The sequence below is a fragment of the Bacteroides sp. NSJ-48 genome (assembly GCF_014287405.1).
GTDB lineage: Bacteria > Bacteroidota > Bacteroidia > Bacteroidales > Bacteroidaceae > Bacteroides > Bacteroides stercoris.
In genome coordinates, this window is record NZ_JACOOD010000001.1 from 1 (window position 1) to 14152 (window position 14152).

Consider the following 14152-nt stretch of genomic DNA (forward strand, 5'->3'; position numbering starts at 1 on the left):
TTGTTTATGTAAATCTCTTCAAAGATCGCTTCTTTTATGTCGGCTTTCTTTTCAGGAAAGCGGATGCAAAGGTAAAAACTTTTAAGTATATCTTCCAAATATTTTCGGAAGTTTTTTTTTCATCTTTCCTTTTTCCCGTCATCTCTCTTGCGAAAGGGAGAACAAAGGAAAGATTGTTTTACCGACCCGGATTCAAGAAAAAGTGTCAACCAACGCTGCTTACTTTTTGAAAGCGGGTGCAAAGGTAAGAACTTTATTTCATATCTTCCAAATATTTCCGGAAGTTTTTTTTCATTCTGCTTTTTCAAAGGGGAATTTCAGAAAGAAACAAGCCCCAAGCAAAAGAAATATGTAAGAGTTCCTACGCCGTTCCTGTCAGAATGTCAAAACATCGCTGCTCCCGTTCTCGAAAGCGGGTGCAAAAGTAGGACTTTATAATATACGCGCCAAATATATAAGGGGATTTTTTCGCGTTTTTCTTGAACATTTTTATAAAACGCTGATTGACAAATGTGTTGAAGAACATATTTTTTAAGGAGGATGGAAAGCCAGGCAAAAGGGACACATTATAATATATGCGCATGCGCGCGGAAAGAAACAACGGAAGGCTGAAAGAAAACACGGAGATACGGAAGGGTATTGTATGACACCCGGGTCTTGACATGTTCGACATCCGGGTCTCGGCACGTCTGACACCCGGGTCTCGGCATGCACGACACCCGGGTGTCGGACACAAGAAAAAGGCTAACAGGACAGAACTGAAAAGTAGAAACTGACAATGTGCAATAAGCATAGGAAAAGTGAATAACTAACAAAAGACTTAATTTTCAAATCAGAATTTGGTTTTCTTTCTTGCAAGTGCAAGATTTTCTTGATAACTTGCACCATATTTCTTTTAATTTTACGTAATACGTTATTACTTGAACTCAAATTCTAAGAATAATTTATTGGATAGAGAAAAATGACCCTTTTCTTTTCGAGTAAAAAAATGAAACAGTACCTAATTTTACATCTATTTTAGATAATATGAAATACAAAAAGATCATAGAATTGTTGCCAGCTTACACATTATTTATTTTCCTATTAAGTTCAAACAGTGCATGTAGTAATGGGCAAGCAAATAATAAGCAGACGGAAGACGCTGTAACAGATACTATTACAACTTTCGTATACCCCGAAGTACCCACAATGTTGAACACTCCCGAATTACGCGCCGACTATCTGGCACGTCACTATTGGGAGCATGTAAACTTTGCCGATACCAACTACATACATCACCCCGAAGTGACGGAGCAGGCTTGGGTGAATTTTATTGATATATTACAACTGGTACCTGCTCAAACGAGGGATATTGCTTTGAAAACTTTATTTACACAAGCTGAAAAAGAGAAAAAGTGCTATACATATCTGACTTCTCTTGCAGACAAGTACCTGTACGATCCCAACTCACCGATGCGCAATGAAGAACTATACATATCTGTTTTAGATGCCATGTTGCAATCTCCTATTATGGATAATACAGAAAAAATACGTCCCAAAGCCCGACGCGAGCTGGCACAAAAAAATAGAATAGGAACTAAAGCATTGGATTTTGTCTATACGCTTGCCAATGGCAGACAAGGCAATTTGTATAGCATAAAGGCTCCCTATACCCTATTATTCATCAACAATCCCGGCTGCCATGCCTGCAGCGAAACGATAGAAACATTGAAACAAAGCCCTTCCATCTGCCAAGCTATCGTACAGAACCAGATGAAAGTCCTTTCCATTTACCCCGATATTGATTTAGAAGAATGGCGGAGACACCTCTCCGATTTTCCTGCAGAATGGATTAATGCTTACGACAAAGAACAAGCAATCGAACTAAAAAGCCTTTACGACTTAAAAGCTATCCCGACTTTATATCTATTGAATAAAAACAAAACTGTATTGTTGAAAGATGTTACAGCTCAAGAAATAGAGGAATACTTACAGAATATTTCTAAAAACACTCCAGAGTGACAAGCTACCCGGTATTGTCATACAAAACGCAACAAAGCATCTTTCATCAGAGAATAGATGCTTTGTTGCGTTTTATGTAATAGAGAGTATATTGTCTAAAACATATACATCATTCTATTATTTTTGCATCTTCGATGTCATCATCACTCTTGCTGCCGGCAACAGGTGCTTTAGGACGAAGACGGGTAAATTTGAACCAGTTTATCAATTCCGAAACCGCATAGACCAGACTGGTGATTCCGATAATGATAAACGCCGTGGAACGCACGCCCGTAGGATTGAACAGCGCAACCAGCCCGGCCAGCAATATAGCCACCGGAACAACGTAGAATCCGCCCGGCACAGGCGTCCATCTGCGGGCAGCCGACAGCGAGGCTATCTGCTGCACACCACCCATCACGAGGATAAAGCCCAGCACGAACGTCAGCAAATCGGCAAAAAAGCCCGGCATAATAACCAGCCATAGTCCAAATAACAGGCTTCCTATCCCCTCGATAGGAAATCGGCGGCGCACTTCTGCATTTTGAGCATAATATCCTATAATACTAATAAGCGAAGGCACAAGGAAAATGACGCCAATCGTTATCACAAAATAATCACCGGCCTGATTGGGAAACATCACCAGCACCAAACCGATTACCAGCGCACACACAGCGCGCAAAAACGAATAACTTAATCCTTTCATGAGTCTTTGATTTTTTGCGAAGATACATTATTTATCCGAACAACCTCGCATGATAATACTGAAAAATCAATTTACATTGAGCCAGGCATTCAAGTCTTCGGCTATAAAAAGCCAATACAACAATAAAACAATGGCAATAATCACACCTATAGTAATCAGATGTTTCCGTTTCATAGTCCGTTCCTTTCTTTTTTATAGTAAATAATAGTATCCGCCATAAACAACAAAACTTTAAGAAAAAAGTTCTCATAAGAAAAAAAAGAAAGATTTGCTTTGATTATTAAAACAATGTGCTTATATTTGCCTCGGTCAAAAATAAAAAAGATAATGAAAACAATGTTCGTAAATACATATTGGTGGTGGCATCCGTTACAACTCCGGCAGTCGTAAGGGAGCAGTGCTCGTATGTATATATGTAATATGATAGATATAAAAAGAGCCCTGTCGCACCAAGCGACGGGGCTCTTTTATTTAAACGATGTATATAGCTAATAGTTCGCAACCGGTAACTGGCAGCTAATAATTAAATAATAAAATAATATGGTTAGTTTCTTAGTTGACAAAGAAGGTTATTACGGAGAATTCGGCGGAGCATACGTTCCCGAAATACTCCACAGGTGTGTAGAGGAATTGCAGAAAACCTATCTCGAAGTCCTGCAAAGTAAAGATTTCAAGCAGGAATACGACCGGTTGCTACGCGACTACGTAGGACGTCCCTCACCGCTCTACCAGGCACGGCGCCTGTCGGAAAAGTACGGTTGCCGGATTTACTTGAAACGGGAAGACCTGAATCATACCGGCGCACACAAAATCAACAATACCATCGGGCAGATTCTGCTGGCACGCCGTATGGGCAAACGCCGCATCATAGCCGAAACAGGTGCCGGACAGCACGGCGTTGCCACCGCTACCGTATGTGCACTGATGAACATGGAATGCATCGTATATATGGGCAAGACCGATGCGGAACGCCAGCACGTCAACGTAGAGAAGATGAAGATGCTGGGTGCAACCGTAGTACCCGTGACCAGCGGAAACATGACCTTAAAGGATGCCACCAACGAAGCCATACGCGACTGGTGCTGCCACCCCGCCGACACCTACTACATCATCGGCTCCACCGTAGGCCCGCATCCCTACCCCGATATGGTGGCACGCCTGCAATCGGTCATCAGCGAGGAAATCAAAAAACAACTCATGGAGAAAGAAGGACGCGAGTCTCCGGACTATCTCATAGCCTGCGTAGGCGGTGGAAGCAATGCTGCCGGAACCATTTACCACTATGTGGACGACCGCCAGGTACAGATTGTCCTTGCCGAAGCCGGAGGCAAAGGGATAGAAACAGGAATGACTGCCGCTACCATTGCCTTAGGCAAATTGGGCATTATCCATGGAGCACGCACCTACGTTATCCAAAATGAAGATGGGCAGATTGAAGAGCCTTACTCCATCTCCGCCGGACTGGATTATCCGGGCATCGGCCCCATGCACGCCAACCTTGCCGCACAAAAGCGCGCCATCGTTCTCTCCGTAAATGACGACGAGGCCATCCGCGCCGCCTACGAACTGACTAAGCTCGAAGGCATCATCCCCGCATTGGAAAGCGCCCACGCCCTCGGTGCGCTGAAGAAGCTGAACTTCAAAACCGATGATGTGGTGGTACTGACCGTTTCGGGACGGGGGGATAAGGATGTAGAAACGTATTTGATGTATAAAGAATAAAATACAAAATATGAAGTATGATTATCAGACAGTGAGCCGCACGATACTCGGCGACTTACATACACCCGTAAGCACGTATCTGAAGGTGCGCGACATTTTTCCTCAAAGCGCACTCATGGAGAGTTCCGACTATCATGGCAGTGAAAACAACCGCTCATTCATCGGACTTTGCCCGGTAGCAAGCGTCAGTATAGACCACGGTGTTGCCGTGTTCTGCCTGCCCGACGGCACACGTGAGGAACATCCCGTTACCGAAGAATACCATGCGGAAAATGCGTTACGCGATTTCCTCAACCGCTTTCACGTGGAAGGAGAATACAGCGACTATTGCGGTCTGTACGGTTACACATCTTTCAATGCCGTACGCTATTTTGAGAACATCCCCGTAAAAGACAGTCGCGAAGCCACCAACGATGCACCGGATATACTATACATACTATATAAGTATCTTATTGTCTTTAATGACTTCAAAAATGAAATGCTGTTACTGGAAATGCTTGCTCCCGATGAGAAGAGCGAACTGGACAAGGTGCAGAAAGCCATTCACAACCGCAACTACACAGCCTATGACTTCCGTGCTGTTGGCGAAACCACTTCTTCACTGACCGATGAGGAACACAAAGCCAATATCCGCCGAGGAATAGCCCACTGCATGCGGGGAGATGTTTTCCAAATAGTCCTCTCCCGCCGTTTCGAACAACGTTTCGTAGGCGACGACTTCAAGCTTTACCGTGCTTTGCGCAGCATCAACCCATCTCCATATCTGTTTTACTTTGATTTCGGCGGTTTCCGTATCTTCGGCTCTTCTCCCGAAACGCACTGCCGCATTGAAGGCCGCCATGCCTATATAGATCCCATCGCCGGCACTGCCAAGCGTACCGGAAATCCGGAACAGGATGCTGCAAATGCCCGGTACCTGCACGACGACCCCAAAGAAAATGCAGAGCACGTGATGCTGGTAGACCTTGCCCGCAACGACCTCAGCCGCAACTGCCATGACGTAAAAGTGGACTTTTACAAAGAGATGCAATATTACAGTCACGTCATTCACCTCGTGAGCCGTGTCAGCGGTACGCTGAACAGTGATACAGACTCTATCAGGACATTTATCGATACCTTTCCAGCCGGAACCTTGAGCGGCGCACCGAAAGTTCGCGCCATGCAGCTTATCAGCGAATTGGAGCCGCATAACCGTGGCGCATACGGCGGCTGTATCGGATTCATCGGCTTGAACGGCAGCCTGAACCAGGCTATCACCATCCGTACATTCGTCAGCCGCAACGGGATGTTATGGTTTCAGGCAGGCGGAGGCATCGTAGCCAAAAGTAATGCCGAATACGAGCTGCAAGAGGTGAACAACAAACTGGGAGCATTGAAAAAGGCAATTGCCATGGCGGAGAATTCCCTGTAAAACAGAAAATCGGCTAATTGTATAAATCAACAAAAGTATCAAAAGTAAATTAATCAAACAGTTAATAACAATGGTAGTAATCATAGACAATTATGACTCCTTCACCTATAACCTTGCGCACTTGGTGAAAGAACTCGGCGTAGCGGTAGATGTACTGCGCAATGACCAATTCAGCATAGAAGAATTGGAACAATACGATAAAATCATCCTTTCACCCGGTCCCGGTGTACCCGAAGAAGCAGGATTACTGCTGGATGTAATACGCACCTACGCAGGCAAGAAACCAATACTGGGCGTATGCCTGGGAGAACAAGCCATCGGACAGGCATTCGGTGGGAAATTAGTCAACCTCAGCACAGTGTTTCATGGTGTACAGACCATGATACGGCTGACAGAACCGGATTACATTTTCCGGGGATTACCCCAAGAAATAGCCGTAGGACGCTATCACTCCTGGGTAGTAGATACTGAAAAACTGCCCGAAACGCTTGCCGTTACAGCTGTCAGTCCCGAAGGGCAGATTATGGCGTTGAAACATCGGGAATATGATGTCCGAGGCATACAGTTTCATCCGGAATCCGTACTTACCCCGGACGGGAAGCAGATTATGAAGAACTGGCTGGAAGAATAACCTATTTTTAAACCACAAACTTAATCAGATGAAAACAATATTAACCCGGCTCTTCAATCATGAAGAACTCACTGCAGAAGAAAGCAAACAAATCCTGCTCAATATCAGCCGGGAGATGTATTCCGAAGCACAGATAGCCGCACTGCTCACGGTCTTTCAGATGCGCAGCATTACAGTAGACGAGCTGGCAGGCTTTCGCGAAGCACTTATGGAGACACGCATTCCGATAGACTTTGCGCCTTACCGCCCCATTGATATCGTAGGTACAGGCGGCGACGGGAAGAACACCTTCAACATCTCCACCTGCGCCAGTTTTGTTGTGGCAGGAGCAGGTTATAAAGTAGCCAAACATGGAAACTACGGCGCTACTTCCGTCAGTGGAGCAAGCAACGTAATAGAACAGCATGGCGTGCGCTTCACCAACAATCCCGACATATTGAAGCGAAGCATGGAAGAGTGTAACATAGCCTACCTGCACGCCCAACTGTTCAATCCAGCCATGAAATTCGTAGGTCCTGTCCGCAAAGCCTTGGGAGTACGCACACTGTTCAACTTGCTGGGACCGCTGGTAAACCCGTGTCAGCCCGCCTATCAGCTATTGGGCGTAGCCGACCTCGCGCAAATGCGTCTCTATACGAACGTTTTCTACAGACTCGGCATCGACTTTGCCGTAGTCAATAGTCTGGACAATTACGATGAAATCTCACTGACCGATGAATTCAAAGTGATGACACGTCATTATGAACGCATCTATCGCCCACAAGCTCTCGGTTTCAGCGCAGTACGTCCCGAAGAACTTTCCGGCGGAGCCTGCAAGGAAGATGCAGCACGTATCTTCGACAATATCCTGAACAACCGCGCAGAAGCCGCCCAAACTCAATGTGTCATTGTCAATGCCGCCTTCGCCATTCAGGTCATGGAACCGGAAAAGGAGATTGAAGAGTGTATTGCCATAGCCCGCGAATCGCTGGAAAGCGGACGGGCACTGAAAACATTGAAAAAGTTTATAGAAATTAACCAGTAAGGGATGAGGTGCGAAAAGGTATCTATAGCCATATCCCGTAACTCTTCACTAAAACAGCCATGAAAGATATTTTATCGGAAATCATCGCTCATAAACGAATTGAAATAGAACTGCAAAAGCGAGCCGTCTCCCTCGAAAGGTTACAGGAAGAGGTTGCCGCCATGATGCAGAAAGATGCTACTGCCGGAACTTCTGTAACCATACCTGTCCGTAGCATGAAACAGGCACTTGCTTCCTCACCCACGGGAATCATTGCCGAATTCAAACGCCGTTCTCCTTCGAAAGGATGGATACATAAGGCGGCCCGTGCCGAAGAAATACCCGCTGCATACGAAACAGCCGGTGCTTCCGCAGTCTCTATCCTTACGGACGAAAAATTCTTTGGCGGTTCGCTGCAAGATATACGCATGGCACGCCCACTGGTCGGCATTCCTATCTTGCGAAAGGATTTCATCATCGACGAATACCAACTGCTCCAAGCACGTATCGTAGGAGCTGATGCAGTATTGCTTATCGCCGCTTGCCTGACACAAGAAGAATGTGCCACCCTTACCGCCCGGGCACATGCCCTGGGATTGGAAGTGCTACTCGAAATCCACACTTTTTCCGAACTCGCTTATGTAAACGCGGATGTGGACATGGTAGGCGTCAACAACCGTAATCTCGGCACATTCGTCACCGATGTGAAAAACTCTTTCCATATAGCCGAAAAACTCCGGCAGATACCGGCCACAGCCCAGGATTCTTCCGACAGCCAAAGCCTGCCGCTACTTGTTTCGGAAAGCGGAATTTCACATCCCGAAACCATTTGCCGGCTGCGCGCTGCAGGTTTCCGCGGCTTCCTCATCGGAGAAAACTTTATGAAAACCCGCCGGCCGGGAGATGCATTAAAAGAGTTCATTTCTCCACTCCGTTCCTGAAAATGAAGTATTAATTACATAAATCATTAAAAAAAATGGCTCCTCTTATCATCAAAGTATGTGGCATGACCGAAGCGGAAAACATCCGCAATGTAGAACAACTGGATGTAGATATGATAGGCTTTATCTTCTATCCCAAGTCTCCCCGTTGCCTGTGCGAGATACCGGCATATCTTCCGGTTCGTGCAAAGCGCGTAGGAGTCTTCGTCAATGAAAGTAAGGAAACTATCCTGATGTATGCCGACCGTTTTGCGCTGGACTACATCCAGCTTCATGGCAGCGAATCGCCCGGATATTGCCGTTCCTTACGCGGCAGTGGTCTGCACCTTATCAAGGCATTTTCCATTTCACAGTCAAAAGACCTGGCAACCGTTTCCGCTTACAAAGGATTATGCGATTATTACCTCTTTGATGCCAAGACATCACTGTATGGCGGCTCCGGTAACCAGTTCGACTGGAACCTGCTACACCGTTACAGCGGAATGACGCCTTTTCTGCTCAGCGGCGGAATCAACCCTTACAGCATTAAAGCAATCAGGGAGTTTCATCACCCCAAATTAGCCGGTATCGACATCAACAGCCGCTTTGAAACGGCTCCGGGGCAAAAAGATGTGGAACGCATCGGAAAATTCCTCCAGGCAATAAGAACCGGTGAAACTGCCGGCTGACGACACAACCGCGGGCCAGCAGACAACGTAACCTTCAATAATAAATCTGTAATAACAAACTCATTATGAATCGTATCAACCAACTCTTCCAAGACAATCCCCAAGACCTGCTGTCTATCTATTTTTGTGCCGGCCACCCCACACTCGACGGTACAGCCGATGTAATCCGTATACTCGAAAAGAACGGAGTGAACATGATAGAAATCGGTATCCCCTTCAGCGACCCGATGGCAGACGGCATCGTCATTCAAGATGCCGCCACCCGCGCCCTGCGCAACGGAATGTCTCTCCGCATCCTCTTTGAGCAGTTGCAGGACATCCGCCGGGATGTCCGTATCCCGCTGATATTAATGGGCTATCTCAACCCGATTATGCAGTTCGGCTTTGAGGCTTTCTGCCGGAAATGTACGGAATGCGGCATCGATGGCGTAATCATCCCCGACCTGCCTTTTAGGGAATACGAAGAAAATTATAAGGCCGTCGCACAGAAATACGACATACGGGTCATCATGCTCATCACCCCCGAAACCAGCGAAAAACGCATCCGCGAAATAGATACCCATACCGACGGATTCATCTATATGGTATCATCAGCAGCCACCACCGGCGCGCAGAAAGATTTCGACACCCGGAAACAAGTCTATTTCAAGAAGATTCAAGATATGAACCTGCGCAATCCACGCATGGTAGGTTTCGGCATCAGTAACCGGCAGACGTTCGATACAGCCTGCTCCCATGCGTCCGGAGCCATTATCGGAAGCCGCTTCGTTACCCTGCTCGACGAATACAAAGGAAACGCACAAAAAGCCATCTCACATCTGAAAGAAGATTTGGGTAAAAGCGATAAAGCGGTAGGACAGTAAGACAACTTAAATTCCATTTTTTTTACGTATCTCTGTGAATAATACAAAGATAAGCTACATTTCAGCATAAAAAATGGACAAGTTCATTTTATTCTGTTATCGGTTTACATTATCTTTGTGCCCGAAAAAAAGAAAAAAGAGATATTTATGAAAGCAGATTATCCTTCCGTTCTCTTGATTTACACCGGCGGAACTATCGGAATGATAGAAAATCCGGAAACAGGTGCACTGGAAAATTTCAATTTCGCCCACCTGCTCAAGCATGTTCCCGAATTGAAGCGCTTCAACTATCACATCTCGTCCTATCAGTTCGATCCGCCTATCGACTCCTCTGACATGGAACCTTCCCTGTGGGCCAAAATTGTCGCGATTATAAATGACAACTACGAAAACTTCGACGGCTTTGTCATCCTGCACGGAACCGACACTATGTCATATACGGCATCGGCACTCAGCTTCATGCTCGAAAACCTTGCGAAACCGGTTATCCTTACCGGTTCGCAGCTACCCATCGGGACATTGCGTACGGACGGAAAGGAAAACCTGATTACTTCCATCGAAATAGCTGCCGCCAAACGTCCGGACGGCACAGCCCTTGTCCCCGAAGTGTGCATCTTCTTTGAAAATGAGTTGATGCGCGGCAACCGGACTACCAAAATCAATGCCGAAAATTTCAACGCTTTCCGCTCTTTCAACTACCCCGCTCTGGCAAAGGCAGGAATCCATATCCGTTACAACGAACACATCATCCGTCGCCCCGACCCTGCACGACCGATGAAACCGCATTATCTTTTCGACACCAACGTTGTAGTCCTCACCCTGTTTCCGGGCATTCAGGAAAGCATCATCGATTCTGTACTTCACGTTCCGGGATTGAAAGCAGTGGTTCTCAAGACATTCGGTTCCGGCAATGCACCGCAAAAGGACTGGTTCATCCGGCAACTGAAGGACGCGACAGAACGAGGCATCGTCATCGTCAACATTACCCAATGCCAAAGCGGCGGTGTTGAGATGGGACGCTACGAAACCGGACTGCATCTGCTCGAAGCCGGCGTTATCAGCGGCTACGACAGTACGCCCGAATGCGCTGTAACCAAACTCATGTTCCTGCTTGGGCACGGACTTAGCCAAGCGGAAATCCGCCGCCGGATGAATTCGGATTTGGCAGGGGAAATTACCAAAGAGTAATTTCCTCTTTTTTTCTCTTTACTCCCTTTCAGACTTCTCCTTTTTATTCGCCCGGACAATATTTACAAGTTTTCAAAAAACGGGCAAATGGTCGTATTTGGCAAATATTCGCCTGTTTTTATCAAAAAAAGACAATATTTCCAAGTTACAATCCGAATATTATGGCTATCTTTGCGGCATGCGCAACTAAAAGTTGAGTATTTTATCCAACAAGCAAACAATACATAGAAACATTATAGATTAGCTTATGGAATTATTCTACCGTTTTTCAGTCGTGGTAGCCATTGTCGGTACTCTGATACTTTCCAGTTGTACAGACGATGTGTACGATCCTGAAAGGGGCATTCAGACAGAACCGAAAGAAAATCCCTTAGGAGAAGACTTTACCGCCCCCGATGGTTTTAACTGGTCCATGGTCAACACCGTAAATCTGAATGTTGAGATAAACGATGAATTTGACGGGCGATATAAGTATCTTATTGAAATCTTTACCGCCAACCCGATATCCGACGTAAGCGCTGTCCCCATTGCGGTGGGTACTGCCAACAGGAACGGAAATTACAGCGCGGAAATCAACGTTTCCAAAGCCGCCACAAGACTGTTTATCCGTCAGACCGACCCCAAGCAACGCAAGGAAGTATACGAATACAGTATCCCTGAAAACGGAGGTATATTGGAGTGTAAACTGTACCATGTTTCAACCGGTACAAGAACAAGAACCGCAAACAAGACTGCCGGTAATTCCCATTCGGCATTCGAAGCGGCGCAGGCAGCCGGAATAACGGAAATCGCCGATAGAGAATATAAGGAAGCGGAAGTGACACCAGCCGTTCCAAGCGTATCGGATGGTTACATCGACCCTTGGAATACAGGCACACTTGCCAACGGAGCCAAGTATATCATAGGAAAAGAATACACAGCGGATTCTCCTTATACCATCCAGCTAAAAACGAACAGCGGCAGAGCAACTGTATTCGTACAGGGCATCTGGAAATTAAGCGGTTGGAGCAGCCTAAATTCAAACCTCGATATATATGTAATGGACGGAGGCAGAATCATTGCAAACAATCTCACCATCGGTAATGAAAACACCCTTACCCTGCAACATGACGGCAGCCTCGAATGCACTTCTCTCAGTTTAGGATGTCCCACCAAGAACTTCGGTACTATTTCAGCCAATGGAAGCCTGACAATGAATCTTGGCAAGCAACCGGAACTATTCAACGCAGGCAAAATCGAAGTCGCTGACAAAATCACCATCAACGGCAGCAACGTCATCAATCACGGCACATTAAACGCCCATGAACTCAACTTCATCGATGCCAGGATTTTGAATAAGGCCGACTTAAACAGTGCTACCGATATAAAGCTCAATGGCGGCCGGCTATTCAATTACGGCAGTGTCAAGTTCGATGAAACTGACGGTGAGACAGGAACCAACAACTCCACCGCAACCGTCATCGTCAACCATTATGAGGCCCGGATAAGCGGCTATGAAATAGAGGGTGGCCTGTCTGTGTACAACGATGGCTTCATCGAAACATCCAAATTTACAAACTCATCGTCCGATGTCCTATACAACAGTTGCACCGTTATTGTGAAAAAGGAATTCAAGTTCAGAAACGTAACATTAAACAAGGGATCCATTACCGCCGGCCGTGCCAACGAAACTGACACAGAGTGGCTGCCCGTACCCGAAATAGAAAGCCAGACCGACGCCAAATTCACGCTGATAGACGGCTCCATGATTAAAGCCAGAGAGTTCGAAGTAAAACGCGGTGACGTCATTTTCCAGGCAGTGAATATCACCAACAATGACAAGTCAATGATTAAGGCCGAAAAAATTAAATTCGAAGAGCCCACCAACGTCCAATTGTTAAGCAACAATCTGGTCATAGAAGGAAAAATAGAGGGGCCGAGCCAGTATCACCCGTTTAAGAAGAACGAAAGCGTCAACACCGGTTATGATGAATCCAGATACACCATCGAGACCTGCGGCGGAATCTATGACGAAGGCAATAAGGGTGAAGAAGAGAAAGACCCCGACTTCCCCATCGAAATCAAAGACAGCGATGTGTATACGTTTGCTTTTGAGGACAATTGGCCTGCATACGGCGATTTTGACATGAACGACCTCGTAATCGTAATGTCCGGAAAAGAACTGCAAGTAGATAAAAACGGTATAGTGACACGGCTCAGAATGACACTTGAACTGCGAGCTGCAGGTGCAGCCAAAACATTGGGAGCAGGTGTCCGCTTCACTAAACTCTCTCAAGCTATGAAGCCTGACAAGTTCAGAACCAATGGAAAAGACGTATCATTCGAGAATAAGCAAAGCATCCCCACTTATCTCCTCTTCAGTGATGCATGCACCGAATTGTGGGGCAGCCAGTATACCGGTACTGAAAAGCGTATCAATACCCTTGAGAACGGTCCGTTCAAAAAAGATACCAAGGAATATAATATCATCATGGAACTTCCCGTATCCGCCAATGTAAAGCCGGAAGACCTGAACATCAACAATATTGATGTTTTCGCCATCACAGCTCCCGCCACAACCAAAAGGAAGCGTACGGAAGTACACGTAGCGGGCTTTGCTCCGACAGACTTGGGCGGTACCCATTACTTCAATAGCGGTAATGACGACTCATCCGTTGCCGAAAACAGATACTATCTCAGCAAAGAAAACCTTGCCTGGGCAGTTGTAATCCCTCAAGAATTTGCGTGGCCTGCCGAAAACAGGAAAGTCACTATGGTATATGACAGGTTCCGGTCGTGGATTACCACCGGCGGACAACGAGACAACGACTGGTATCAGTCACACAACAAAGACGTATATCCTATTGAAAATTTGACTCCGCTCAATAGAGACTGAAATATGGCCAACCTATACGGTAACCCGAAAAACGTGAAGAAATATACCGGCAAATATATTCTCACATTTTCTCTCACTTTGCCGTTAAAGCAGGTTAACAAGTATTCATTGTCGTTAGTAACCGGACGAGTTCAATAAAACAATAGCTGTTTTTTGTTACTACA

11 protein-coding genes are annotated in these 14152 nt (G+C 46.1%); 10 read left to right on the forward strand and 1 reads right to left on the reverse strand.

Going from position 1 to position 14152, the window contains the following annotated elements; genetic code table 11:
• The first annotated feature begins 1026 nt into the window (after window positions 1-1026).
• Window positions 1027-2001, forward strand: coding sequence for a DUF5106 domain-containing protein (locus tag H8S52_RS00005; RefSeq protein ID WP_186909106.1), 975 nt, complete (start codon window positions 1027-1029; stop codon window positions 1999-2001).
• A 109-nt stretch (window positions 2002-2110) separates the two neighbouring features.
• Here the strand turns inward: H8S52_RS00005 and H8S52_RS00010 are convergent, their stop codons facing one another.
• Window positions 2111-2686: an HdeD family acid-resistance protein gene (locus H8S52_RS00010; protein ID WP_117984210.1), complete on the reverse strand. Its 576-nt coding sequence runs from the start codon at window positions 2684-2686 to the stop codon at window positions 2111-2113.
• 540 nt (window positions 2687-3226) lie between these two features.
• Here H8S52_RS00010 and trpB point away from each other — a divergent pair.
• From trpB to H8S52_RS00055, 9 genes are all read left to right on the forward strand, one after another.
• Complete coding sequence (trpB, locus tag H8S52_RS00015) at window positions 3227-4408, forward strand: tryptophan synthase subunit beta (RefSeq protein WP_186909107.1); 1182 nt, start codon at window positions 3227-3229, stop codon at window positions 4406-4408.
• Window positions 4409-4418: 10 nt separating this feature from the next.
• Window positions 4419-5819 (forward strand): anthranilate synthase component I family protein, encoded by a 1401-nt coding sequence (locus H8S52_RS00020; RefSeq protein WP_186909108.1) that lies wholly within the window; start codon window positions 4419-4421, stop codon window positions 5817-5819.
• A 70-nt stretch (window positions 5820-5889) separates the two neighbouring features.
• A complete protein-coding gene (locus H8S52_RS00025) occupies window positions 5890-6450 on the forward strand; it encodes an aminodeoxychorismate/anthranilate synthase component II (RefSeq protein WP_186909109.1) in 561 nt (186 codons plus the stop codon).
• 28 nt (window positions 6451-6478) lie between these two features.
• On the forward strand, window positions 6479-7474 hold the full coding sequence (gene trpD / locus H8S52_RS00030; protein ID WP_128129322.1) for an anthranilate phosphoribosyltransferase: 996 nt from the start codon (window positions 6479-6481) through the stop codon (window positions 7472-7474).
• 59 nt (window positions 7475-7533) lie between these two features.
• Window positions 7534-8394: an indole-3-glycerol phosphate synthase TrpC gene (trpC, locus tag H8S52_RS00035; RefSeq protein ID WP_186909110.1), complete on the forward strand. Its 861-nt coding sequence runs from the start codon at window positions 7534-7536 to the stop codon at window positions 8392-8394.
• Window positions 8395-8429: 35 nt separating this feature from the next.
• Window positions 8430-9062 carry a phosphoribosylanthranilate isomerase gene (locus H8S52_RS00040; RefSeq protein ID WP_186909111.1) on the forward strand — a complete coding sequence of 211 codons (633 nt, stop codon included), beginning with the start codon at window positions 8430-8432 and terminating at the stop codon, window positions 9060-9062.
• Between the two features lie 65 nt (window positions 9063-9127).
• Window positions 9128-9925, forward strand: a complete 798-nt coding sequence (gene trpA / locus H8S52_RS00045; protein WP_186909112.1) for a tryptophan synthase subunit alpha — start codon at window positions 9128-9130, stop codon at window positions 9923-9925.
• Window positions 9926-10072: 147 nt separating this feature from the next.
• Window positions 10073-11113: an asparaginase gene (locus H8S52_RS00050; RefSeq protein WP_186909113.1), complete on the forward strand. Its 1041-nt coding sequence runs from the start codon at window positions 10073-10075 to the stop codon at window positions 11111-11113.
• 247 nt (window positions 11114-11360) lie between these two features.
• Window positions 11361-13988 (forward strand): LruC domain-containing protein, encoded by a 2628-nt coding sequence (locus tag H8S52_RS00055; protein ID WP_186909114.1) that lies wholly within the window; start codon window positions 11361-11363, stop codon window positions 13986-13988.
• Window positions 13989-14152 lie beyond the last annotated feature (164 nt).

Excerpts from the sequence above, each read along its gene's own strand:
- H8S52_RS00005 (WP_186909106.1), top strand. The coding sequence starts at position 1,027 with ATGAAATACAAAAAGATCATAGAATTGTTGCCAGCTTACACATTATTT.
- H8S52_RS00010 (WP_117984210.1), bottom strand. The coding sequence starts at position 2,686 with ATGAAAGGATTAAGTTATTCGTTTTTGCGCGCTGTGTGTGCGCTGGTA.
- trpB (WP_186909107.1), top strand. The coding sequence starts at position 3,227 with ATGGTTAGTTTCTTAGTTGACAAAGAAGGTTATTACGGAGAATTCGGC.
- H8S52_RS00020 (WP_186909108.1), top strand. The coding sequence starts at position 4,419 with ATGAAGTATGATTATCAGACAGTGAGCCGCACGATACTCGGCGACTTA.
- H8S52_RS00025 (WP_186909109.1), top strand. The coding sequence starts at position 5,890 with ATGGTAGTAATCATAGACAATTATGACTCCTTCACCTATAACCTTGCG.
- trpD (WP_128129322.1), top strand. The coding sequence starts at position 6,479 with ATGAAAACAATATTAACCCGGCTCTTCAATCATGAAGAACTCACTGCA.
- trpC (WP_186909110.1), top strand. The coding sequence starts at position 7,534 with ATGAAAGATATTTTATCGGAAATCATCGCTCATAAACGAATTGAAATA.
- H8S52_RS00040 (WP_186909111.1), top strand. The coding sequence starts at position 8,430 with ATGGCTCCTCTTATCATCAAAGTATGTGGCATGACCGAAGCGGAAAAC.
- trpA (WP_186909112.1), top strand. The coding sequence starts at position 9,128 with ATGAATCGTATCAACCAACTCTTCCAAGACAATCCCCAAGACCTGCTG.
- H8S52_RS00050 (WP_186909113.1), top strand. The coding sequence starts at position 10,073 with ATGAAAGCAGATTATCCTTCCGTTCTCTTGATTTACACCGGCGGAACT.
- H8S52_RS00055 (WP_186909114.1), top strand. The coding sequence starts at position 11,361 with ATGGAATTATTCTACCGTTTTTCAGTCGTGGTAGCCATTGTCGGTACT.